General features: G+C 43.6%; 19 protein-coding genes and 3 tRNA genes. 14 read left to right on the forward strand and 8 right to left on the reverse strand.

Translation table 11 applies throughout. The features are described 5' to 3' along the window. The first annotated feature begins 127 nt into the window (after nt 1–127). The 5 genes from rlmE to ACVLR6_RS04125 all read left to right on the forward strand — a co-directional run bounded on the left by rlmE (nt 128) and on the right by ACVLR6_RS04125 (nt 5196). Nucleotides 128–778, forward strand: coding sequence for a 23S rRNA (uridine(2552)-2'-O)-methyltransferase RlmE (rlmE, locus tag ACVLR6_RS04105; RefSeq protein ID WP_005176316.1), 651 nt, complete (start codon nt 128–130; stop codon nt 776–778). 134 nt (nt 779–912) lie between these two features. Continuing rightward, entirely contained in the window at nt 913–2802 is a 1890-nt protein-coding gene (gene ftsH / locus ACVLR6_RS04110) for an ATP-dependent zinc metalloprotease FtsH (protein WP_160241524.1), read from the forward strand. 259 nt (nt 2803–3061) lie between these two features. Next, nucleotides 3062–3715, forward strand: coding sequence for a YitT family protein (locus tag ACVLR6_RS04115; RefSeq protein ID WP_005176321.1), 654 nt, complete (start codon nt 3062–3064; stop codon nt 3713–3715). 188 nt (nt 3716–3903) lie between these two features. Beyond that, nucleotides 3904–4755, forward strand: a complete 852-nt coding sequence (gene folP / locus ACVLR6_RS04120) for a dihydropteroate synthase (RefSeq protein WP_104471725.1) — start codon at nt 3904–3906, stop codon at nt 4753–4755. Between the two features lie 126 nt (nt 4756–4881). After that, entirely contained in the window at nt 4882–5196 is a 315-nt protein-coding gene (locus ACVLR6_RS04125; protein ID WP_045796482.1) for a DUF5713 family protein, read from the forward strand. Between the two features lie 363 nt (nt 5197–5559). Here ACVLR6_RS04125 and ACVLR6_RS04130 read toward each other — a convergent pair. After that, nucleotides 5560–5645: transfer RNA gene (locus ACVLR6_RS04130), tRNA-Leu, on the reverse strand. 199 nt (nt 5646–5844) lie between these two features. On the opposite strand from ACVLR6_RS04130, the gene ACVLR6_RS04135 reads away from it, so the two are divergent. Continuing rightward, on the forward strand, nt 5845–7614 hold the full coding sequence (locus ACVLR6_RS04135; protein ID WP_455995879.1) for an alkaline phosphatase D family protein: 1770 nt from the start codon (nt 5845–5847) through the stop codon (nt 7612–7614). Nucleotides 7615–7654: 40 nt separating this feature from the next. Here ACVLR6_RS04135 and ACVLR6_RS04140 read toward each other — a convergent pair whose 3' ends face one another. The 3 genes from ACVLR6_RS04140 to ACVLR6_RS04150 form a co-directional block, all read right to left on the reverse strand. Beyond that, the gene (locus tag ACVLR6_RS04140; RefSeq protein WP_168397313.1) at nt 7655–8386 is read right to left on the reverse strand and encodes a hypothetical protein; all 732 of its coding nucleotides are present in this window, start codon (nt 8384–8386) and stop codon (nt 7655–7657) included. Nucleotides 8387–8477: 91 nt separating this feature from the next. Beyond that, nucleotides 8478–8563: transfer RNA gene (locus ACVLR6_RS04145), tRNA-Leu, on the reverse strand. Between the two features lie 14 nt (nt 8564–8577). Next, nucleotides 8578–8651 (reverse strand) — tRNA-Cys (locus tag ACVLR6_RS04150). Between the two features lie 153 nt (nt 8652–8804). Here ACVLR6_RS04150 and folD point away from each other — a divergent pair. Both folD and ACVLR6_RS04160 read left to right on the forward strand, forming a co-directional pair. After that, nucleotides 8805–9653, forward strand: coding sequence for a bifunctional methylenetetrahydrofolate dehydrogenase/methenyltetrahydrofolate cyclohydrolase FolD (gene folD, locus ACVLR6_RS04155; RefSeq protein WP_005176331.1), 849 nt, complete (start codon nt 8805–8807; stop codon nt 9651–9653). 201 nt (nt 9654–9854) lie between these two features. Continuing rightward, nucleotides 9855–10523, forward strand: coding sequence for a class I SAM-dependent methyltransferase (locus ACVLR6_RS04160; RefSeq protein ID WP_455995880.1), 669 nt, complete (start codon nt 9855–9857; stop codon nt 10521–10523). 30 nt (nt 10524–10553) lie between these two features. Here ACVLR6_RS04160 and ACVLR6_RS04165 read toward each other — a convergent pair whose 3' ends face one another. Beyond that, nucleotides 10554–10988, reverse strand: a complete 435-nt coding sequence (locus ACVLR6_RS04165; protein WP_005176335.1) for a hypothetical protein — start codon at nt 10986–10988, stop codon at nt 10554–10556. Between the two features lie 175 nt (nt 10989–11163). Then, the gene (locus tag ACVLR6_RS04170; protein ID WP_104470892.1) at nt 11164–12993 is read right to left on the reverse strand and encodes a phosphoenolpyruvate carboxykinase (GTP); all 1830 of its coding nucleotides are present in this window, start codon (nt 12991–12993) and stop codon (nt 11164–11166) included. 416 nt (nt 12994–13409) lie between these two features. On the opposite strand from ACVLR6_RS04170, the gene ACVLR6_RS04175 reads away from it, so the two are divergent. The 4 genes from ACVLR6_RS04175 to groL all read left to right on the forward strand — a co-directional run bounded on the left by ACVLR6_RS04175 (nt 13410) and on the right by groL (nt 17270). Further along, nucleotides 13410–14348, forward strand: a complete 939-nt coding sequence (locus tag ACVLR6_RS04175) for a diacylglycerol/lipid kinase family protein (protein ID WP_455995882.1) — start codon at nt 13410–13412, stop codon at nt 14346–14348. Then, the gene (locus ACVLR6_RS04180; RefSeq protein WP_286413986.1) at nt 14329–15087 is read left to right on the forward strand and encodes a metallophosphoesterase family protein; all 759 of its coding nucleotides are present in this window, start codon (nt 14329–14331) and stop codon (nt 15085–15087) included. The genes ACVLR6_RS04175 and ACVLR6_RS04180 overlap by 20 nt, the downstream gene beginning before the upstream one ends. A gap of 200 nt (nt 15088–15287) precedes the next feature. Beyond that, the gene (locus ACVLR6_RS04185) at nt 15288–15578 is read left to right on the forward strand and encodes a co-chaperone GroES (RefSeq protein WP_004810787.1); all 291 of its coding nucleotides are present in this window, start codon (nt 15288–15290) and stop codon (nt 15576–15578) included. Nucleotides 15579–15635: 57 nt separating this feature from the next. Then, entirely contained in the window at nt 15636–17270 is a 1635-nt protein-coding gene (gene groL / locus ACVLR6_RS04190; RefSeq protein ID WP_127798938.1) for a chaperonin GroEL, read from the forward strand. Between the two features lie 447 nt (nt 17271–17717). Here the strand turns inward: groL and ACVLR6_RS04195 are convergent, their stop codons facing one another. Further along, complete coding sequence (locus ACVLR6_RS04195; protein WP_455995884.1) at nt 17718–18095, reverse strand: hypothetical protein; 378 nt, start codon at nt 18093–18095, stop codon at nt 17718–17720. Between the two features lie 481 nt (nt 18096–18576). On the opposite strand from ACVLR6_RS04195, the gene ACVLR6_RS04200 reads away from it, so the two are divergent. After that, nucleotides 18577–20241, forward strand: coding sequence for a YadA C-terminal domain-containing protein (locus tag ACVLR6_RS04200; RefSeq protein ID WP_455995886.1), 1665 nt, complete (start codon nt 18577–18579; stop codon nt 20239–20241). A gap of 200 nt (nt 20242–20441) precedes the next feature. Next, complete coding sequence (locus ACVLR6_RS04205; protein WP_075167176.1) at nt 20442–21596, forward strand: LuxR C-terminal-related transcriptional regulator; 1155 nt, start codon at nt 20442–20444, stop codon at nt 21594–21596. A gap of 38 nt (nt 21597–21634) precedes the next feature. Here the strand turns inward: ACVLR6_RS04205 and ACVLR6_RS04210 are convergent, their stop codons facing one another. Further along, nucleotides 21635–22813, reverse strand: coding sequence for a hypothetical protein (locus ACVLR6_RS04210; protein WP_455995888.1), 1179 nt, complete (start codon nt 22811–22813; stop codon nt 21635–21637). Between the last annotated feature and the right edge of the window lie 132 nt (nt 22814–22945).

Genomic DNA, 22945 nt, shown 5'->3' on the forward strand with positions numbered 1-22945 from the left:
AAATAATCGATGCAAATAATAGAAAAAATCACACCTTCTACGTCCATTTAACTACACATCTGTACTGCAAGCGCGGCAATTTTCACGTACAATTATAAATTAGAAGGTTTTTAATATTTAGAGAGTTATGGCAACACGCATTACCAACCAGAAATTATCCAAAAGTAGTCGTGCGTGGATGAGAGAGCACCTGGATGACCCTTTCGTGAAAAAAGCCCAGAAGGAAGGTTATCGTGCGCGTGCTGCGTATAAACTGCTAGAGATTCAGGAAAAATATAAAATTATCAAACCCGGCATGACGGTGGTCGATCTGGGTGCTGCGCCCGGCAGCTGGTCGCAAATTGCCGGCAAACTGGTCGGTGACAAAGGGCTGGTGATTGCATCGGATATTTTGCCTATGGATGCCTTACCAGATGTGACCTTCCTGCAAGGTGACTTCCGTGAGGAAGAAGTTTTTGAAAAATTGTTAAATATTTTAAATGGCCGGACTGTAGACGTTGTAATTTCCGATATGGCCCCCAATACATCAGGTAATAGAGCAGTAGATCAGCCACGACAAATCTATTTATGTGAACTGGCTTTGGACTTTGCGCAAAAAGTGCTGGGGCCAAACGGACAGTTTGTTGTGAAGGTGTTCCAGGGTTCTGGCTTCGATGAATTTCGCAAACAGGTCGTCGACAGCTTCGATGTATTAAAGACTGCAAAACCGGCAGCTTCTCGTGCACGTTCGAAAGAAGTGTTTTTGATCGGACAGGGCCGGAAGAAGGCATTCAAATAAAGTTTACTTGCCAAGCCGTTAAAAATTGTGCATTTTGTACGTTTTTAAGAGTTTTGTAGGCTGATCTTCAGCTTTAACATTAAGGTCACCCTGTAAAGGGCATGATCAAATTAGATTGATATGGGAATAAAGCTTTGAGCGATCTCTTCAAGAATGCCGTATTGTGGCTAATTATACTTGGTGTACTGATTCTGATTTTCAGTAACATCAATGGCAGTGATAAGCCAACGTCAATGAACTATTCCGAGTTCGTTGCGGCGGTGGATGCTGGTCAAATTAAAAAAGTTACAATTGATGGCGAAAGAATTAGTGGTGAAAAAGCCAATGGCTCACCATTTGAAAGTATTCGTCCGGCGGTTCAAGATCCTGAACTCATGCCGAGCCTCATTGAAAACAACGTTGTTGTTGAAGGTACTGCACCTCAACGTCAAGGTTTGTTGATGCAACTACTCATTGCTAGTTTCCCTGTACTTTTAATCATTTTGTTATTCATGTTCTTTATGCGCAACATGGGTGGCGGTGCAGGTGGTAAAAACGGCCCAATGAGCTTTGGTAAGTCCAAAGCGAAAATGCTGTCTGAAGACCAGATTAAAGTAACCTTTGCCGATGTTGCAGGTTGTGATGAAGCCAAACAGGAAGTAGTAGAAATTGTCGACTTCCTGAAAGATCCGGCCAAATTTAAACGTTTGGGTGCAACCATTCCGAAAGGCGTGTTAATGGTTGGTCCTCCGGGTACCGGTAAAACTTTGCTGGCAAAAGCCATTGCTGGCGAAGCTAAAGTGCCATTCTTCAGTATTTCAGGTTCTGACTTCGTAGAAATGTTCGTGGGTGTGGGCGCCTCTCGTGTCCGTGACATGTTCGAGCAGGCGAAACGCCACGCGCCATGTATTATCTTTATTGATGAGATTGATGCGGTCGGTCGTCACCGTGGTTCAGGTACCGGTGGTGGTCACGATGAGCGTGAGCAGACCTTAAACCAGATGCTGGTCGAAATGGACGGTTTTGAAGGCAACGAAGGTATTATCGTCATTGCCGCAACCAACCGTGCCGATGTACTGGATAAAGCTTTATTACGTCCAGGTCGTTTTGACCGTCAGGTGATGGTGGGCTTACCCGATATTAAAGGTCGTGAGCAAATCTTGAATGTTCACCTGAAAAAATTGCCTTCAACCACAGGTGTGGATGTAAAAGTCCTTGCACGTGGTACACCGGGCTTCTCGGGTGCACAGTTGGCCAACTTGGTGAACGAAGCAGCGCTATTTGCTGCACGTCGTAACAAGAACACGGTCGACATGCATGACTTTGAAGACGCCAAAGACAAGCTGTACATGGGTCCTGAACGTAAATCAATGGTGATTCGTGAAGAAGAACGTCGTGCGACGGCTTATCATGAAGCAGGCCATGCCATTGTGGCGGAAATGCTGCCGGGTACGGATCCTGTGCATAAAGTTACGATTATGCCGCGTGGTTGGGCGCTGGGTGTAACCTGGCAGTTGCCTGAGTTTGATCAGACCAGCCATTACAAAGACAAGATGCTGAAAGAAATTTCAATCCTGTTTGGTGGTCGTATTGCTGAAGAAATTTTCATTAATCAGCAATCTACCGGTGCATCGAACGACTTTGAGCGTGCAACCAAAATGGCACGTGCCATGGTGACCAAATACGGTATGTCGGACAAACTAGGCGTGATGGTTTATGAAGATGATTCACAGCAATCCTTCATGGGCAGCCTGGGTAGCCGGACCATTTCTGAAGCGACACAGCTGGAAGTGGACCGTGAAGTGCGCCGCATTCTGGATGAGCAATATAAAGTGGCCTGGGATATCCTGGAAAACAACAAAGAGATTGCCCATGCCATGGTAAAAGCGCTGATGGATTGGGAAACCATTGATCGTGAGCAGATTCGTGACATTATGGAAGGTCGTGAACCACAGCCACCAAAAGTATATGTTGCAGAAAATCCGGTGATTGATGTAACCCCAAGCAATGGTCCAAGCACACCGCCACCATTGCCAGCCAACTAAGAATATTTTAAGAAAACCACCTTCGGGTGGTTTTTTTATGCATGAAATTTGCATGTATTTATCGGTACCTGACCCAATTGGTTAGATGAAAGGTCTATGCAAGCCATAAACCCGGACAGGAGAAAAGACAACAATTAAAGATTGTAGAAATTTTTATCCTTTGTCATATTAAAAACGCAATAAAAATACCACGTGCCACAAGCACACACATGCTATTCACCACAGACCACAAGTACAGGGTGAACAGGGGATTCTCAACATGAATAACCAATCTAATCCAAGCGCGTTAAAAGCTGCGCCTCTACCATCGATGCATCCGCTTAAACATAGTTATATGGATGACAGTCTGGCCCTGTTTTCGGGAACGCTGTTTGTCGGAATTACCCTGATTCTGTATGAACAGGCAGGTCTGCTGACCGGCAGTACCGCAGGGATTGCTTTTGTGCTGCACTATGCAACTGGCTGGTCGTTTAGTTTGCTGTATTTCCTGATTAATCTGCCATTTTACTGGTTTGCGTGGCGCAGACTGGGCAAAAGCTTCACGCTGAAAACCTTTATTTGTGTGGCCTTACTTTCTTTATTGACCTATATTGTGCCGCAATATCTGGACATTCATTATTTGCATCCACTTTTTGCCGCCATTGCCGGTGGCTTAATGCTGGGAACTGGTATTCTGTTTTTGGCCCGGCATCAATCGAGTTTGGGCGGCGCCACCATCTTGTCGCTGTATTTGCAAGACAAAGTTGGCATCAGTGCCGGTAAAGTACAAATGGCCATTGATTGTGTGGTCGTTGCATTGGCCTTTGGGGTAATGCCGTATCAGCAGGTGTTGTGGTCTATCTTGGCAGCGGTGATTATGGGTATCTTTTTGGCCCTCAATCATCGGCCGGGGCGTTATCAAGGTCAGTCATAATCTCCTGTCTTTAATAGGGGATCTATCAGCTGTTTTGTCGGACGAAAAAAATGATCCCTTTTGTTAAATTAAGCCGACTGTCCAAGCTGTTACAATATGCAAATAAGCCGCAGTTTGACATCTAAGGCTTTACTTTACTGAATTATCCATAAGACAATATTTGCCTTATTGTGAATGAGGAGAAAAACATGCAGCTGATGCCATTACCGCAGCGTCAATGGAGCTTTGGAGCTTTAACTTTGGATCTGTCTCAGCCGCATGTGATGGGAATCTTGAATGTAACCCCGGACTCGTTTAGTGACGGGGGGCAGCACAATGAAAAAGAGCAGGCGATTGCCCGTGCCAAACAGATGATTGCTGAAGGTGCCACCGTCATTGATGTGGGGGGTGAATCGACCCGTCCCGGCGCAGCGGTGGTGGAAATTGAGGAAGAAATCCGCCGGGTGGTGCCTGTGGTCGAGGAGCTGGCCAAACTGGATGTGGTGATTTCAATTGATACTTCACAGCCGGAAGTGATTCGTGCGGCAGTAGCGGCCGGTGCACATATCTGGAATGATGTGCGGGCTTTAACCCGTCCTCAGGCGCTGGAAACCGCAGCTGAATTAAATATTCCGGTGATCATCATGCATATGCGCGGTGAGCCAACCACCATGAATAATCTGGATCAATATGAGGATGTCACTACAGATGTTATTCGTGAACTCTCGCAACGGGTTCAGGATGCACTGGATGCCGGGGTCAAGGCTGAAAACATTATGATTGATCCGGGCTTTGGTTTTGCCAAAAATGCCCAGCAAAATCTGCAATTGCTAAATGAGTTCCATAAACTGACTGACATGGGTTATCCAATTTTATCTGCCTTGTCGCGTAAACGTTTTATTGGCAGTGTGCTGGATGCCGCAGAGCCACAGCAACGTGCAGTTGGTTCAGCCACTGCGCATTTGCTGAGTATTCAGCAGGGTGCCTGTATGGTGCGCGCGCATGATGTGAAAGCTACCGCCGATGCCATTAAAATCTGGCAGGCGATGCAATTGGCTTAAGGGCTGCTCTATACCAGCCTGCTTTATATCATATAGGTATTCAAATCTCGCTCAGTTTGGCTTTTCAGGGGCTTTGTGCTATATAGCCTGTCTTGAATTTGACCTTTTGTAGTTTTGAGTGCCTGTATGTTTACAGATTTACTTCTCCCCATGTTTGACGATGACTATTATCCCGATATTCTGGTCGCTGAAATCAAACAGTCCATTGAACAGTTTGCGAAAAAAGTCGCCAAGCCGAATTTGTCCGAGGCTGACATTTATCACTTCGCGCATGAAACGGTAAACGTCATCAACAAGATGAAACCACAATTTGAAGATCTGGATTCATCACTGGATGATACTGCGGCAGATTATATTGCCGAAGCGATGATGATGGTGCTGCAAGATGCCGGCTATTTCGAGCTGGAAATGGAAGAACTGGTATCGAATCGAGAGTGGTAAGCCGCTCTCTTTTTTTATAATGGGGTGATCTGGGTTTGAGATGATTCTATCGCTCAATCTTACAGGGTGTACAGTAAATAGCAGCTCTGTTTCGGATATGCTTTAGTCCTCTCATCTACCTGCACGACCTACTCAGTGTGTTACTCTGCTGTACGGGCGTTTCTTGATCATATTAAATGCTTGATTCATCGGCGGCATAAATGCTTGAAAAACAGCTTGGCAAGGTGAGTAGGGTGACCTGATATTTCATTCTTCTTTTTATATTTCTTCTCTTTCTATTCAATCTGTTTTATTAAATTTCGGGCATAAAAAAACCAGCTTGACGCTGGGTAATTTATTGCACCATTTTAAGATCTATTAAAATGGTGCCCGAGGCCAGACTCGAACTGGCACGCTTTGAGGGCGGGGGATTTTAAATCCCCTGTGTCTACCGATTTCACCACTCGGGCATGTGCGCAATAATAGAGGAGGATGGAAAACTTGGCAAGTAAATTTGCTTACAATTGCTTTCTTTTCAAGCAAATCATTGTATTAGCCTAAACTCTCGGCAGGGAAGGAAACGACTGTCATCATTTTTTCATCAAAATGAGATCAAAGCTAAACCTCGGTTTTCTAAGGTAGATCAAATAAAAACAACAGGAAAACCGTATGACAACGCACATGAACCGTCGTGAACTGATTCAAAAAACCATTGCTGGTTTTGGGGCACTGTCTTTGCCACTCAGCTTAACTGCCTGTGGCGATGATGATCCAGAGCATCCATCTCCTGATGCGCCACAAATACAATTTTTACATGGCGTGGCCAGTGGTGACCCATTGGCAGACCGGGTGATTCTATGGACCCGTCTTAGCCCCGAAGATACGGCTATGCGTCTGGAAGTACAGTGGGAAATCGCGACCGATCAGGCGTTTCAGCACATTGTAAATACGGGCAAAGTGCTGACCACACAGGCGCAGGACTTTACCGTCAAAGTTGATGCAGACGGTTTAGAAGCCAATCAGACCTATTTCTACCGTTTCCGCTATGGCGCACAAAGCTCACCGGTGGGCCAGACTAAAACCTTGCCGCTTGATACCGCTGCCGTAAAGTTTGCAGTCTGTTCCTGCTCCAATTATCCGGCCGGTTATTTCCATGTTTATAAAGAAATGGCCAAGGAAAATCTGGATGTAGTCATCCATCTGGGTGATTATATTTATGAATATGGCGCCGATGGTTATGCCACTGAAGATGCCGAAAAACTGGGACATACCCTGGCCGCCGATAACAATCAGGAAATTATCCGTTTAGATGATTATCGCAAGCGTTATGCTCTGTATCGTGGAGATGCCGATTTGCAGGCAGTGCACCAGCGTCATCCGTTTATTGTAATCTGGGATGACCACGAGCTAACCAATGACACTTGGATGGAAGGGGCGGAGAATCATCAGGACAACGAAGGTGATTTCTTTGCACGCAAGTTGGCTGCATTGCAGGCCTATTTTGAGTGGATGCCAATTCGTCCGGTCTCTGAAAATGACCATCTGAATATTTACCGCCAGTTCAATTTCGGTCAGCTGGTGCAGTTGAATATGCTGGATACGCGGGTACTAGCACGTCACAAGCAGCTGGATTATGCCCATTATTTAACCGCGACCGGTCTGGATACCGCCCGATTTAGCGCAGATTTAACTGACACTAACCGTACCTTGCTTGGACGTACTCAGTTTGCCTGGCTGGCCCAGCAGCTGACTCAATCTCAAGCCACCTGGAATGTGCTGGGGCAACAGGTGCTGATGGCGAAAATGCTGATTCCGGCGGAAATCTTGCAGGTGCTCGGGCAAATCACCAGTGGTCAAGCAACCGTAGAGACCTTGGCCAATGTCGAACGGATGCTGGTAGAACTGGTCACATTGAAAAGCCGTTATTTACAGGGCGATCCCACTTTAACCGCACAGGAAAAGGCCCGTATTTTGACCGTGGTGCCGTATAATCTGGATGCTTGGGATGGCTATGCTTACGAGCGTGAAGCACTGTATAGCGTATTGGGTCAACTGGGTAAAAAAGTGGTGGTGCTGGCGGGCGATACTCATAATGCCTGGTCTGCACAGCTGTATGATGCCCAGCAGAACTTTGTCGGGGTGGAGCTGGCCACCAGTTCGGTGTCCTCTCCGGGGATGGAAAAATATCTGCAGATTCCGGCGGCCAAGCTATACGAATTTGAATTTGCCTTTAATACCCTGATTGATGAGCTGAGTTATTGCAACCTGAATCAGCGAGGTTATCTGACCGTCAGCTTTACGGCAGATGAGATGCTGGCCGAGTGGAAATTCGTGAACACGGTCAAAGCAGCAGATTATCAACTGGATGATGCGCGTTATCACCGTCTGCAATACACGCCGGCTCTGGTGGAAATTAAAGACCTGCCGGCCAGTGCTTAAACCCTGTTTCTATAAAAAAACCGGGATTGTCCCGGTTTTTTTATTGGCTGATTTCGTTGAGATAACTGTCCAGATCAATAAATTTAATCTGCTGCGCAAACTTGTGTTCAACCTGCATGATTTGCTGATGCAGATTGGCATATTTCATCCGCTGTACCGCCAGGTCTGCATAGCGTGCCGAACTTTTGGGATAAAAGTACATTTTTAGGTGGGTATTACGAAGCTGACGATATGACCAGTACGCTGCACGGCGAATCTGCTGCAAACAATATTGCTGTTCTGGTGTAGCCTCATGACGAAACAGGTTTTCTTTATAAAAACGTACAAAGCCAAAACTCAGGGCAAAAAAGAACAGTATCCCTTGCAATAGCACGCTTTGCCAGTAATAGACATTTAGCGCCTGCACTAAAATCACGATCGCCAGTTTGATTGGGGTGTGGCGGAGCATGCGATATAAGGCCGCTGCACTGTGTTTGAGTTGATAAATCACATAGGGTGTCGTGAGCATCAACAGCAACATGAGCGCTAAAATTGCCATACTTTTGCTTTGTGCGGCATCAAACTGTGGCAAGTGCTGCTGAATCACATCTGCAAGGACCATCGACAGCGGAATAAAAATCAGCAGGGCCAGCACCCAGGGGAGGATTTCTTTCCACTCATCCAGCATGCCTTTGGTTTTTATTGCGCCATACAGCAGAAAATTTCGTTTAAATGCAGCCGGATGGTGTTGCTGTAGCTGTTGTAGAAAAAGCAGGGGCTGTTGTGGGGGCATGGGCAGGGTCAACGCAGAAGCTAAATTGCAGACATAAAAAAACCAGCTTGACGCTGGATTCTTTACTGCACCATTTTAAGATCTGTTAAAATGGTGCCCGAGGCCAGACTCGAACTGGCACGCTTTGAGGGCGGGGGATTTTAAATCCCCTGTGTCTACCGATTTCACCACTCGGGCATTTTTACCAAGATTGGAGGCGGAGGTCGGAATCGAACCGGCGTCCACGGAGTTGCAGTCCGCTGCATGACCACTCTGCCACCCCGCCACGTCTTGGTGATGCACATATTAGCAAGCTCTGGAAAAAAAACAATACTATAAATCGCGCATATGCACATAAATTCGGCATATGAAAGAAAATTGCCTAAATTATCATGTATTATTTGCAAAATTGATTCCTATCAACATTTGGAGATGTGCCGTGGCATTAGTTTTGGATGGTCGTGCATTAGCAAAGCAAATTGAAGCTGACTTGTTAACACGCGTAGAAGCATTAAAGGCGAAAACAGGTCGTACCCCAATTCTGGCGACTATTTTGGTAGGTGACGACGGTGCATCTGCAACTTATGTACGTATGAAAGGGAATGCCTGCCGCCGTGTCGGTATGGACTCTTTAAAAATCGAGCTTCCACAGGAAACCACCACTGAGCAGTTACTGGCTGAAATTGAAAAACTCAATGCCAATCCTGATGTACACGGTATCCTGTTACAGCATCCGGTACCGGCACAAATTGATGAGCGTGCCTGCTTCGATGCCATTTCACTTGAAAAAGATGTCGATGGTGTGACTTGTTTGGGTTATGGTCGTATGGCGATGGGTGAAGCGGCCTATGGTTCGGCAACACCAGCGGGCATCATGACTATTCTGAAAGAAAACAACATCGAAATCGCGGGTAAACATGCAGTGGTGGTTGGTCGTTCGGCTATTCTGGGTAAACCAATGTCGGCGATGCTGCTAGAAGCCAATGCAACTGTAACCACCTGTCACTCACGCACACAAAACCTGGCTGAATTCGTGAAGCAGGCAGACATTATTGTGGGCGCAGTTGGTAAAGCTGAACTGATTCAGAAAGACTGGATTAAGCCAGGTGCAGTGGTCGTTGATGCGGGCTTCCACCCACGTGAAGGCGGTGGTGTTGGTGATATCCAACTCGTTGGTATCGAAGACATCGCTTCTGCTTACACACCAGTGCCAGGTGGTGTTGGTCCGATGACGATTACAACCTTGATTCGTCAAACCGTAGAAGCGGCTGAGAAGGCTTTGGGTTAATAAATTGACCTCTCCCTGACCCTCTCTTGCGCTTCGATTTAAAAGCAGTGCTTTAAATCTTGCTCAGGAGAGGGAAAATTCATTGTAAAAATAATGGATACTCCTTCTCTTGCGCCGTATACGGCTCAGGGAGAAGGTTGGGATGAGGGTAAAACCTCTAACATCAGATTTTTGCTGAAATACATAAAGAATAAAAACCCAATGAGCTGCACCTTTCAATTTCCTAAAGCCCCTGAACATCTATTAAGTGCTTTGCATGATGTGATTCCACATTGTGAACTGCAGGCACAGCAATTGCCTGAAACACCGATTTCACTTTGGTTGATTCCGCCGGTTTTTCCCACCGATAAACTCGATGATGAAGTGATCCGCCGGATCTGGAATGATACGCCGTACTGGATTTTCTGCTGGGCCTCAGGATTGGCGATGGCACAGTGGTTGCTAGCTGAGCCGCATCATGTGAAAAATAAAGTAGTGCTAGATTTTGGCGCAGGTTCAGGTGTGGTGGCGATTGCTGCCAAAATGGCGGGTGCTAAACGGGTGATCTGCTGTGATATTGATCAGGTCAGTCTGGATGCCTGTCGGGCCAATGCCGAACTCAATGATGTCGAACTGGAATATCTGGATGATCTCTACAAAGCCGAGCAGGTTGATGTACTACTCGCAGCGGATGTGCTATACGATCAATGCAACCGTTTTTTCCTGGATGAGTTTTTAAAATTTGCCCCAGAAGTGTGGGTGGCGGACAGCCGGGTGAAAAACTTTAGCCATCCCAAATATGAAAAGCTGGATGAGCGTAGTGCCACCACTTGGCCCGATTTAGATGAGTCGCCCGAATTTCGTAATGTCAGTTTTTATAAGACGCTGTAAACAGCGTCTTTTTTATTGGCTTGCAGAAGCTTAAGAGCAGGTATAGCGCACCACAGTTAAAGTGCTTGGGCGGGCAGTGAGGGCATCACGTGTGGCCGGATTTTCACTGCTGTGCAGGCCAGGGGTATTCGACAGGCTGAAGGTGGCACGGGTATCGCCAATTTGACGTCCTGGAGCAGTAAGATTATTACCGGCCGCCGGGTTGGCAATTTCATTGACGCTGAGAATATTTAATTTAAAGACTTTATTGCTGGCCAGCACTTTCTGGCAGGCACGTTGTAGGCGCTGTTCATCTAATTGCTGATTGTTGCGTGTTGCAAGGGTGTAAGCCAAGGTGGCTGTGCTGTCAGTGCGGCTTTCGATCTGATAACCGACATTGCCATTAAATTCGCGTGGCCCACTCTGGCAGGCAGTGAGCAGGGTAACCGTACAGGCAAGTCCTAAAAGTTTATAAGTATTGTTCATCGCTATTATGGCTCATGATCTCTAATTTATACTTTCAAGTATGCCATAAAAGCCTGACCTGGGGACGACTGCTTTCCTCAATGATGTGTTGAAATTTATTGCCGATAAAATGTAGCGTGTATAGGCAGGCAATAAAAAAGGCCGCTTTCGCGACCTCTTTCATGTTAATCAGCAATTAAGCAGATTTAACCGCTTCTAAAAGCTCAGCTTGACGTTTTTTCAATGCTTCTGGTAAACGATCACCCAGTTTATTGAATAACTCAGTGTGGCTTTCCAGTTCTTTGATCCATTGATCTTTGTCTTGTGCAGTCACAGTTTCAAATTGCTCTTTAGAGAAATCTAAACCAGTCCAGTTCAGCTGTTCGTAAGTTGGAACGCGGCCAATTGGAGTGTCTACAGCATCTGCACGACCTTCACAACGGTCAATGATCCACTCAAGTACACGCATGTTTTGACCGAAACCAGGCCATACGAAGTTGCCTTCAGCATCACGACGGAACCAGTTCACGTTGTAGATACCAGGCAGTTTGTTACCTGCAGCTTCAGCTTTCGCACCCACTTTCTCACCCATTTCTAACCAGTGAGAGAAGTAGTCCGCCATGTTGTAACCCGCGAATGGCAGCATTGCGAATGGGTCACGACGAACGATACCTTGTTGACCAACCGCAGCAGCAGTGGTTTCAGAACCCATGGTTGCCGCTTTATACACGCCATCAACCCAGTCAAATGCTTCTGAAATTAGAGGCACTGTGTCTGCACGACGACCACCGAAGATGAATGCAGAGATTGGAACACCTGCTGGATTTTCCCAGTCAGCATCAATTGAAGGACATTGACCTGCAGATACGGTGAAACGCGCGTTTGGATGCGCTGCTTTTTCTTCGCCAGTATGTGGTTGACCTTTCCAGTTGGTCAGGTTTGCAGGTGCTTCTTTAGAAAGACCTTCCCACCATACTTCGCCATTGTCAGTCACAGCAACGTTGGTATAGATCACGTCTTTGTGCAGCGTCGCCATACAGTTCGGGTTAGTTTTGGTGTTTGTACCAGGTGCTACACCGAAGAAACCAGCTTCAGGGTTGATTGCGTATAGACGACCATCTTCACCTGGTTTGATCCAGGCAATATCGTCACCTACAGTTTCAATCTTCCAGCCTTCATAACCTGCTGGTGGAATCAGCATCGCGAAGTTGGTTTTACCACATGCAGATGGGAATGCCGCTGCGATGTAGTGTTTTTCGCCTTGAGGATTGGTCACGCCAAGAATCAGCATGTGTTCAGCTAACCAGCCTTGTTGACGACCCATGAACGATGCAATACGTAACGCCAGGCATTTTTTACCTAACAATGCGTTACCGCCGTAACCTGAACCGTAAGACCAGATTTCACGTGTTTCTGGATAGTGCACGATGTATTTTTCTTTGTTGCAAGGCCATGCAACATCTTTTTCACCTTCGGCAAGCGGAGCGCCTACAGTGTGTACACATGGAACGAATTCGCCATCTGTACCTAATACGTCATAAACAGCTTTACCCATACGAGCCATTTTAGACATGCTGACTGCAACATAAGGAGAGTCAGTTAACTCGATCCCGATGTGTGCAATGTGTGAACCGAGTGGACCCATTGAGAATGGAACCACATACAGCGTACGACCTGCCATTGAACCGTCAAATAAACCGTTCAATTTTTCGCGCATTACTGCAGGCGCTTCCCAGTTGTTGGTCGCACCGGCATCTTCCTGGTTTTCAGAGCAGATGTAAGTACGGTCTTCAACACGAGCTACGTCAGAAGGATCAGAGTTTGCAAGATAAGAACCAGGGTGAGTTTCTTGGTTAAGCGCTTGCATTGTGCCGTTAGCGATCATCAAGTCGATATAACGTTGATATTCTTCTGCGCTACCGTCACACCATTCAATTTTTGCTGGTTTTGTTAATTTAGCAATCTCTTCCACCCAAGCAATAAGCTTAGGGTGACGAACGAATTCTGGTGCGTTCACTTGGGTCATGGTGAGGCCTATCTAAAATGTGTACAAACTGTTGTACAAAGTACAATCTGAGAGATGAAATGAACCGCTCAGATGAAATATGAAAAAAAAGTGGCTGTATTAAAGCACAAAATGACGAAAAAAATAAGACTAAAGGACTAAAGGAATTATTTTGGTAGTTAATGCAATCTAAATGATAAGTTTATAAAAAACAAAAAGATAACGTTTAAATAAGGGGGTATCTTATTTATTTTTTATATTTATGTATATTATTTAATTTATTTATTTCTTTTTAAAACAATAATTTATATCTAAATTTTTTCTGAGAATCATTATTGATTAAATAAATGGTGGTAATTCGATTTTTACATAAAGGTGCTTTAAATTTCCACTTAATTGGCTGAAATTAGAACAAATGCTTTAAAGATGTGGACAAAATGTCTGAACAATTCAAGCCATTGTCTATTGTGTATAACAAAAAATCAGGCTTTCATGCGACCCATAAAACCGAGGTGTATGAAGAGCTGATCCAGATTTTTTCCCAATACGGTTTTGAAATCCAGTCCTTTGATATCGAACAGTATGCCAGTTTTGATGAATTAATGGCGCAGGTATTTTTACGTCATCAGGACCCGGACAATTATGGCGTGGTGGTGGCCGCAGGGGGCGATGGCACCTTGAATGCTGTGGCGGCCAAACTAATTCATACTGATATTCCCATGGGCATTTTACCTTTAGGTACCTTTAACTATGTGGCCCGCGTATTTGATATTCCGGTGGATATTATTCAGGCAGCGCATGTGATTGCAACCGGCCGGCCACGCAAGGCGCATATCGCGCGGATCAATGAACACATCTATTTAAACAATGCCAGCCTGGGGCTATATCCTTTATTTATCCAGAAACGGGAGCTGTATAACCGCTATCTGGGTCGCTTTCCTTTACATGCCTATACCTCCGGTCTGGATGTAATGATTCGCCATCGCAAGGAGCTGAAATTAAAAGTTGAAGTGGATGGCCGGCTGTTTCCAGTGAAAACCCCGCTGGTATTTTTTGGCAATAACCAGCTGCAATTGTCGGAGATGAATTTGCGTATTGCCACAGCGGTAGCACAGGGCAAGGTGGCCGGCATTGTGGTGGCGAAAAGTGATAAGCTGACCCTGTTTAAAATTTTATGGCAGCTGGTGAAAGGGGAAATTGAACAAGCACCCGATGTATATACTTTTGCTGCAGATCAGGTGGTGATTCACGCACAACTAAAAACCATGCAGGTGGCCATTGATGGTGAAATTGTCCGGATGCGACCACCGCTAAAAGTCACAGTGGAAAAAAATGCCTTAAATATGATGGTGTCTTATGATTCTGCATCTGTCTGATTTGCATTTTGGCACCGAAAAGCCGGTCTGCATGGCAGCCATCCGGCAATTTTGCCTGGAGCATCAGGCTGAAGCGATAGTGGTCAGTGGTGATTTAACCCAGCGTGCGCGTTTTAAACAGTTTTATGACTGTAAGCAGTTTCTCGACAGCCTGGAGCGGCCGTATCTGGTGGTGCCGGGCAATCATGATATTCCGCTATTCGATTTATGGACCCGTTTTGTCAATCCATTTGCGCGTTATCAGCTGTTTTTTGGCAAGATGGAAACTGTGCTGGAAACCGAGCATTTTTTTCTGATTGGTTTAAACAGTATCCGGCGGCGTTACCATACCCGCGGGCATATTTCGCTGGCGCAAATCCAGCTGGTCGATCAGATTCTAGCCGCGGCGCCGGCGCATAAAATCAAGTTGATTGCTGCGCATCAACCGTTTTATACCCCGCCGGATGATCCGCATGGGGTAAAAGACTGTCCAATGCTTGGCAAAATGGCGCTGGAAAGCTGGAGTCAGCATGGCCTGTTCGGGCTGTTGCATGGTCATCTGCATCAGTCCGCAGTCTATGATTTAAACCAGATTTATCATTTGCGGGCCAGTCATCCGGTGCTGGATATTCATGCCGGCACGGCGCTGTCTTATCGTCTGCATCATCGTTTTAATAACAGCTTTAATGTGATTCATGACAGCGGTGAAATTCAGGCCTATTTTTTTAATGAACGCACACAAAAATTTGAACCGTATTAGAAATATGGGGAATAAAGCGACAGTGGTCTGATGGCTGGCGAAAAAAAAGACAAAAAACAGATTTTTTTTCATTTTTCCCCTTGAAGCGTTTTTTTCCATCCCCACAAAAGTGACATCTAAAATTCATTTTGATGATGACCAAAGGAATAAATAAGTCGTCATCAGTTATCTAACGAAGACTTAGTCTGATGGAGTTATTTATGAGCAACATTCGTCCATTACATGACCGTGTAGTAATTCGTCGTGTCGAAGAAGAAACAAAAACTGCTGGCGGCATTTTATTGCCAGGTTCTGCTGCTGAAAAACCTGCTCAGGGTGAAATCATTGCAGTTGGTAATGGTCAAATCACAGACAATGGCGTACGTGCATTAGATGTGAAAGTTGGCGATAAAGTATTGTTTGGTACCTATGCCGGCACCACTGTAAAAGTAGACGGTGAAGAACTGCTTATTATGAAAGAGTCTGACATTTTAGCTGTTTTAGAAGGCTAATTTCTCACTAACTCAATGGTTATCAGATTTAGTTAAGATTTAAAATTGGAGTAAATCATGTCAGCTAAAGACGTAAAATTTGGTGATTCAGCTCGTAGCAAAATGATTGCGGGTGTCAACATTCTTGCAGATGCAGTGAAAGTAACGTTAGGTCCTAAAGGCCGTAACGTGGTGATCGACCGTTCTTTCGGCGCACCGCACATCACTAAAGATGGTGTTTCTGTTGCGAAAGAAATCACGTTAAAAGACAAGTTCGAGAACATGGGTGCGCAACTGGTTCGTGAAGTGTCTTCTAAAACCAATGACATTGCAGGTGACGGTACCACAACTGCAACTGTATTGGCGCAAGCCATCCTGAACGAAGGCATCAAGTCAGTGACTGCGGGTATGAACCCAATGGACTTGAAACGCGGTATCGACATCGCGGTGAAAACTTTAGTGGCTGAAATCAAATCAACTGCACAACCTGCATCTGATTCGAAAGCAATTGAACAAGTCGGTTCGATCTCTGCAAACTCTGACACCACTGTAGGTGCTTTAATTGCACAAGCAATGGAAAAAGTGGGCAAAGAAGGCGTAATCACTGTTGAAGAAGGTTCAGGCTTTGAAGATGCGCTTGACGTTGTAGAGGGTATGCAGTTTGACCGTGGTTATATCTCTCCATACTTCGCCAACAAACAAGATACATTGACTGCTGAGCTTGAAAACCCGTTCATCCTGCTGGTAGACAAGAAAGTCAGCAACATCCGTGAACTGATTACGGTTCTTGAAGCGGTTGCAAAAACAGGTAAGCCACTATTAATTATCGCTGAAGATGTTGAAGGTGAAGCGCTTGCGACGCTTGTTGTGAACAATATGCGCGGCATCATCAAAGTATGTGCGGTGAAAGCACCTGGCTTCGGTGACCGTCGTAAAGCAATGCTGCAAGACATCGCGATCTTGACTGGTGGTACTGTGATTTCTGAAGAAATCGGTATGCAGTTAGACCAAACAACGCTTGAACACTTAGGTACTGCACACAAAGTAACTGTATCTAAAGAAAATACCGTGATTGTGGATGGTGCGGGTAACGCAGGCCAAATCGCTGAGCGTGTTCAACAAATCCGTGCGCAAATCGAAGAATCGACTTCTGAGTACGACAAAGAAAAACTTCAAGAACGCGTTGCTAAACTAGCAGGCGGTGTAGCAGTGATTAAAATCGGTGCTGCAACTGAAGTTGAAATGAAAGAGAAAAAAGACCGCGTAGACGACGCGCTTCATGCAACTCGTGCTGCAGTTGAAGAAGGTGTGGTTGCTGGTGGTGGTGTTGCGCTGGTACGTGCTGCCAAAGCACTTGACGGTGTAACAGGTGCCAACGATGACCAAAACGTAGGGATCAACATCCTGCGCCGTGCAATCGAAGCGCCGCTTCGTCAAATCGTGGCAAACGCAGGTGATGAACCATCTGTTGTGATCAACGCTGTGAAAAATGGTGAAGGTAACTTCGGTTATAACGCTGCAACTGGTGAATACGGCGACATGCTTGAAATGGGTATTCTTGACCCAGCGAAAGTAACCCGTTCTGCACTTGAGCATGCTGCATCTGTTGCGGGCTTAATGCTCACAACTGAGTGCATGATCACTGAAATCCCGGAAGAAAAACCAGCAATGCCTGACATGGGCGGCATGGGTGGTATGGGCGGTATGATGTGATGTAAAGCATCATCCGATCATCTGATCTTAAAAAATCCCTGCTTTATGTAGGGATTTTTTTGTTTAATTATTAACAAAAAGTTATATTTTTTGTTTAAAATAAAGTAGAATCTGAGACTTAAGTTAAACTTCTGAAAGCAAGTGTTAACTGTATTGTGTTTTTGAGGGTAAACTAAAAAATAGTTTTAGTTTTTAAGATTTTTTTTATTGGTTTATATAAAGTTTTGGTTTATATTGTTATCAATATGTAATTGATATTTTGTGAAATGGATAAGTCAGTTATTATAAAGAGTGAAAGGGTCTCAGTGGATAAGAACCACACTGAGTTCATATTAATTAGCAAAGAAGAATTGAAATTATTATATAAAAAAATCAGAGAATATGAGGAACGTATAAAAAAATATGAACTACAACAACGTAAAGCCTTAGCGCTTATTACTAAAAAAATTAGTCTTGACTGAATTCATCAATCAAATTTTTAATTAGCACTTTTTGTTGGCTTTTTAATGCCCGAAACTTCAGAAAAAAGTCTAAATCAATCGAATCCTGATCAGATAGAGAGGAATCTAATTGAGCAGTTTCGTCGCCAAATCTTAGCCATTGATTAGATACATTTAGCCAAATCGCTAAAATTGCTAATTTATCTTGATTGGGAATTGCTTTACCTAGTAGCCAATTATTTGCAGATTGCACAGATATAGGTTGCCCATCATAGCGATGATTAAACTCTTTTGATAAATAGGTAGGACTGATAGGATGTTTCGCATTCTGAAGAGCTTCTTTCAAGCGCTTTGAAAACAATTTTTTTTCTTGTTGACTGCTCATAAACTCTTGCTAATTAGACTCTATTCATCAAATTTTAGAAACTACACATAAACTAGTGATTTAAAAAGGTGATTCTAGGAAAACTTGCCTAAGATTTCAATAATAATACATTTATTTGTATTCTATTCTGCGTAATTATTTGTAACCTAAAAGATTATTGTAACTAAAGAGACTTTCGATAGGTGACTAGATCAATAATAATTTTAAACTAAAAATTGATAATTTTTTATTTCTTTTTTATCAGCTACTTAATCTAATTTCTCTTATTTTTACACTATAAATATCTACTTTTTATTAAAAAATAAATCAAATTTTGATTGATATGTTTGTTTCATTTTGTATATTATTGCCTCAAGACCGCTATAGCAGCGGTAGGGGGTGGATGGCAGTCTCCAGAACAACCAGACATTCAACCCAGTTTTGCTGGTTTACATCATCCTAGGGTAGGCCAGTCTTTTTATAAAAATTGAAGGAAATTTATATGAAATTTCAAAAGTCGCTTATAGCAGCAGCATTAGCAGTTGTAGGTTTTGGTGCACAAGCTGCAACAGTTACTGAATCTGGTGAGGCAAACGTTCACAAATATTCAAATGGTGAAGATGTTCTTTATAAGATCAAAGTTACCAATGACGAAGGAACTGTGTTTGCTGATGGTTGGTATAAACAAGCAGATAACGGTGAATTATCAAAATTTGAAGGTGATGTTGCTGGGTTTTCAACTCTAATTTCTGGTGGTCAGTTAGAAACTATAATTTCTTATGATGATCAGGATCCAATTGTTGCTGGTGGTGATCTAAGCGACGAAGCTCGTAACTACTACTATGCTTATAACAATAGCGTTACTATTCCTGGTAGTACTGTTGGTTTTGAAATGACTGGTCAATTGGTTAATACTGAATTAACAGGTCGTGATGGTATTGATCCAGAAGAGGAAATTGCAGCAGCATATCCTCTTGAACAATTAGAACCTACAGGCTCATTAGTTAAGAAAGATATTGAAATTGGTAACTTAACTAAAGAAAGTTTAGACAGCACGAGTAACCGTGATTTTACTATTGCTGGTGATAATGTTTACGGTACTGTAGCAACAGCTGCAGCATCAACAACAACTACGGTAACTAGCACCTCTGTTACAGGTTTAACAGGTAATGGTTTAACTGTTGTTGATGCTCCAGTGGGTTCTATTGTCGACTTAGAAAAAGGTACTGTAACTACAGTTAAATTATCTGATGATGCGGTAACTACTCGTGCAGAATTACAAGCATTTGCAACAGAAGACGGTGCTCGTGTATTTGAAATTCAAAATAAATATTACCAAGTTGAAGGCAATAAATTAGTTGACTTTAAAGGTGATGTTGACGAATTAACTCTAGTTGGTGCTGGTGTTGCAGATACAACTACAGGTGGTTCAGTTGATACTTTAGTTAATACAGGTTTTGTTTCTAGCCAAAATGTAACTTATGGTGAGTCTAAGACTTCAGTTGTAAATGGTACTTCAATTAATGTAGCAAGTACAAATCCAAATGTAGCTAACCCTGAAAGTGGTGATGTATACCAAGTTACAGCAGCTGGACAAACTACTTCATCATCTAAAGATGTTAAAACTGGTATTATTGCAGTAGATCAAGCCGGTAATAAAACTTACGGTTTACAAGCTACAAATACTACAGATGGTAAAGTTACAGCGCAAACTACAGTAACTGCAGCTGGTATTGAAACCACTGGTGACATCGCTTTTGTTGACGCTGCTACTGGTTCAAAAACTTCTGTGAAAGGCTACTTAGAAGAAACTTCTAAAGCTGTTGATGCTAAAGTTGATGCTGCTTTAGTAGAAGTTGATCAACATTTAACTCAATTCAATAGCCGTGTAAATCAGTTGAACTCTCGTATTGATGACGTAGAAAAAACTGCTTACCGTGGTGTTGCAATCGCATTAGCTGCGCAACAACAAATTCCTAACATCGGCGCTGGCCAATTCGCTGTATTTGGCGGTGTAGGTCACTATGAAGGTGAGTCTGCTGGTGCCCTAGGTGTTGCAAGCGTATTTGCTGATGGCCGTACTTCTCTAAGTGCTGCTCTTGGTTTCGCTGGCGGTAACGAAGTTGGTGGCCGTGTAGGTGTTTCATATGTGTTTGGCGGTAAATAATTTACCTTCAACATAGTTGAAATAAAATCCCCGCAATTGCGGGGATTTTTTTATATGCAGGTCAATAAAAAACACAATACAGTAAAACTAAACTTAATGCATAAAAAAGTAAGAAATAGATAAATGGTTCAAAAATAATTAAATGTATGATGAGCTTTTGTATTAAATTGGTAGGGCTTAATGATTAAGCTGGGGGAGAGATGAAAGAACAAGAACACCAGATCATTGGGTTAATTTATGATGCCGCGATGGATACGCGTTTATGGCCGCAAGTAATTGAAGCCATTGTGCACTACACCAACAGTAAAACCGCGATTTTTACCGCTTTGGACCAGTTAAGTCCAAGTTATGACTTTGTGCATACTTATAATATTCCGCAAGCCTGTATTGATGCCTATCAGGACGAACGGATTAAAGTCATTGATATGAAACTGCATGCGCCGTTATGGCAGCAAATCGGGGTGGGGGATACTATTGAACAAAACTTGCAGTCCTATGGCCAGATGCCAGGCACAGATGAATATATCTTTTATGAGCGCTGTCTGGAACCAACCGGGATTTGTCATATCGCAGCTGTTTTACTTGATCAGGGGCAACATCGTTGGGCGGTCTTGGGTATTCACCGGGCGCCCGATGCTCAGCCTTATAGTCCGGAAGAGCATGAATTTCTTAAGCGGATCGGTAAGCATTTACGCCGGGCACTACAAATTCATCGGCAGCTTTGTCAGGCGAAGCAGCAGAAACTGGCTTTAGGTCATATTCTAGATCACTTAAAAACAGGCGTGCTGCTACTCGATCAGCAGTCCTGTTTAATTTATGCCAACAGTAAAGCTCAGGAAACACTCAATCGCTCCAGTCTGATTGAGCTGGACCGTTATAATCGTTTAAAGGTAGGACGCGGTTTTCAGGCCAAACTCGATCAGCTCATTGAGGGGGCTGGTTCGGACTTAAGTCAATGGAATAAAGAACCAGGCGGGGTGATTGAGCTGACAGCAGCTGATCAGAGTACCTTAATGCTAACGGTGATTCCTTTTAATTTAAGCCAGCTAAAAAATACTGAAGGACTACCAGAACAGGCCTATGTCGCGGTTTTTGTGACTGAAACCGGGCAGAAATATTATTTAGCCAAAGATTATTTAAAGCAGCAGTATCACTTGTCGAATCGGGAAGTTGAGTTATGTGAGGTGCTGATTAATGGTTATAAACTTGAAGAGATTGCAGAGCATTGCAAGCTGACGTTAAGCTCGGTGCGTACCTATTTTAAGAATATTTATGAAAAAACCGGGTGTACATCGCAGATTGAATTGATGCATTTATTAATGGGCTGTACCATTCATTTTGAGCATATTGGTTAAAGCTGCCTAAGTCTAGCTTAGACAGCTTCTAAGAGTTTTTAGTTACTACGTTGTAGTGTAACAGGGTCTTCGCCTTGCGGATGCAAGGTCATGCTTGTTCCTGAGATGCTATAAGTTGCATTAACTTTACTGCCATCCCAAGAGTCTTGTAATCCACTACATTCATTGGTGTCATATAAGACTTCTGTTGGTGTAAGCGTATTTGCTGTAATGGATAACTTACCATATTCAATTCCAGCCCAACCGCAATCGTCACCACCTTCTCCATCTAGGAAGAAGTAGTAGTTATTGTCAAAGAAAGCAAAGATTTGAGTTTCTGAGAACTTCCAAGTGCCGACTAAACCTGATGATTGTTTTACACGTGTCAGTTTATATGTACTATTTGCACCAGGTTCATGCAGAATTAAATAAGTGCCATCCGAGCTTAGAGTGTAGGGTTTACCATCACTAGCATGAGACAGACCTGCTGTACCATTTGTATCGTGAGTAATAGTTGGCTCAAAGCTGTTGTTTAAAGGGTTCCATAGAAGCGAGCCTAATTCAATCCCTGCTTGACTTTCAGCATCTTTTGGAGAAGCTTGTCCGAGTATATAATTACCATTCGTTAATATGTGTATCACTGCTACACTATTATTTTCATGCAATTGCCATGTGCCTGCGATATCTTTATAAAAAACTTGTTGTTGTTTAATAACGATTTCATCAGGGCTTACTAAGACTTGATCATTTAAGAGGTTAGTTTCTGAAATTTGAGTAGAGAAATTCTCAAAGGGTTGATCGAAAGTAATGCTAGGAATGTTTTTTAACTTCTCAAGTATTTCATCACTAATTTGCACTCCATCAGTATCAGGGTCTGAATCTAAAGCATCAATAAAGCTGAGTAGATTCTTTTGGGCAGTTTCATCTGTGAATAAATCTGCAGGAGAAATATTATCCTGAGCTGTAACTAGTCCACCAATTTGTACACCACTAATACTGAATTGAACTTTATCTCCAGATTGGTATTTAAAAGTTTTATTCTCTTCTGTAAGTGTGCCACTTATACCAGAACTGGTTTCATAGCTTACATTATCGACAGAACTATTTAAAAAAGTACCGTAATTCTCAGTGGTTTGATTTGATGGTGGTGGATTCTGATTGCTACCAGAATCATTGTCTGAACCGCCACATGCACTGAGTAAGCCTGCTAAAGTTAAGCATAATAAAGTTTTTTTCATCACGAATTCCTTGTTATTCAAATTGTCATGTCTGCAGTATAGAAATTAGATGAGTTTAGGTGCTATCCCAAAATTGGGAGGGTATAAGCCAAATATGTGAGGAATGATGGAGAAACAAGCATATTTTTGTGA

It is taken from the genome of Acinetobacter sp. T63, assembly GCF_053852345.1.

What these genes read in the sequence shown, in the direction of transcription:
- ACVLR6_RS04195 (WP_455995884.1), bottom strand. Translation starts at nt 18,095, where the DNA reads ATGAGCAGTCAACAAGAAAAAAAATTGTTTTCAAAGCGCTTGAAAGAA.
- ACVLR6_RS04200 (WP_455995886.1), top strand. Translation starts at nt 18,577, where the DNA reads ATGAAATTTCAAAAGTCGCTTATAGCAGCAGCATTAGCAGTTGTAGGT.
- ACVLR6_RS04135 (WP_455995879.1), top strand. Translation starts at nt 5,845, where the DNA reads ATGACAACGCACATGAACCGTCGTGAACTGATTCAAAAAACCATTGCT.
- ACVLR6_RS04185 (WP_004810787.1), top strand. Translation starts at nt 15,288, where the DNA reads ATGAGCAACATTCGTCCATTACATGACCGTGTAGTAATTCGTCGTGTC.
- ACVLR6_RS04140 (WP_168397313.1), bottom strand. Translation starts at nt 8,386, where the DNA reads ATGCCCCCACAACAGCCCCTGCTTTTTCTACAACAGCTACAGCAACAC.
- ACVLR6_RS04115 (WP_005176321.1), top strand. Translation starts at nt 3,062, where the DNA reads ATGAATAACCAATCTAATCCAAGCGCGTTAAAAGCTGCGCCTCTACCA.
- ACVLR6_RS04125 (WP_045796482.1), top strand. Translation starts at nt 4,882, where the DNA reads ATGTTTACAGATTTACTTCTCCCCATGTTTGACGATGACTATTATCCC.
- ACVLR6_RS04205 (WP_075167176.1), top strand. Translation starts at nt 20,442, where the DNA reads ATGAAAGAACAAGAACACCAGATCATTGGGTTAATTTATGATGCCGCG.
- folP (WP_104471725.1), top strand. Translation starts at nt 3,904, where the DNA reads ATGCAGCTGATGCCATTACCGCAGCGTCAATGGAGCTTTGGAGCTTTA.
- groL (WP_127798938.1), top strand. Translation starts at nt 15,636, where the DNA reads ATGTCAGCTAAAGACGTAAAATTTGGTGATTCAGCTCGTAGCAAAATG.
- ACVLR6_RS04180 (WP_286413986.1), top strand. Translation starts at nt 14,329, where the DNA reads ATGATTCTGCATCTGTCTGATTTGCATTTTGGCACCGAAAAGCCGGTC.
- ACVLR6_RS04170 (WP_104470892.1), bottom strand. Translation starts at nt 12,993, where the DNA reads ATGACCCAAGTGAACGCACCAGAATTCGTTCGTCACCCTAAGCTTATT.
- rlmE (WP_005176316.1), top strand. Translation starts at nt 128, where the DNA reads ATGGCAACACGCATTACCAACCAGAAATTATCCAAAAGTAGTCGTGCG.
- ACVLR6_RS04175 (WP_455995882.1), top strand. Translation starts at nt 13,410, where the DNA reads ATGTCTGAACAATTCAAGCCATTGTCTATTGTGTATAACAAAAAATCA.
- ACVLR6_RS04160 (WP_455995880.1), top strand. Translation starts at nt 9,855, where the DNA reads ATGAGCTGCACCTTTCAATTTCCTAAAGCCCCTGAACATCTATTAAGT.
- ACVLR6_RS04165 (WP_005176335.1), bottom strand. Translation starts at nt 10,988, where the DNA reads ATGAACAATACTTATAAACTTTTAGGACTTGCCTGTACGGTTACCCTG.
- ACVLR6_RS04210 (WP_455995888.1), bottom strand. Translation starts at nt 22,813, where the DNA reads ATGAAAAAAACTTTATTATGCTTAACTTTAGCAGGCTTACTCAGTGCA.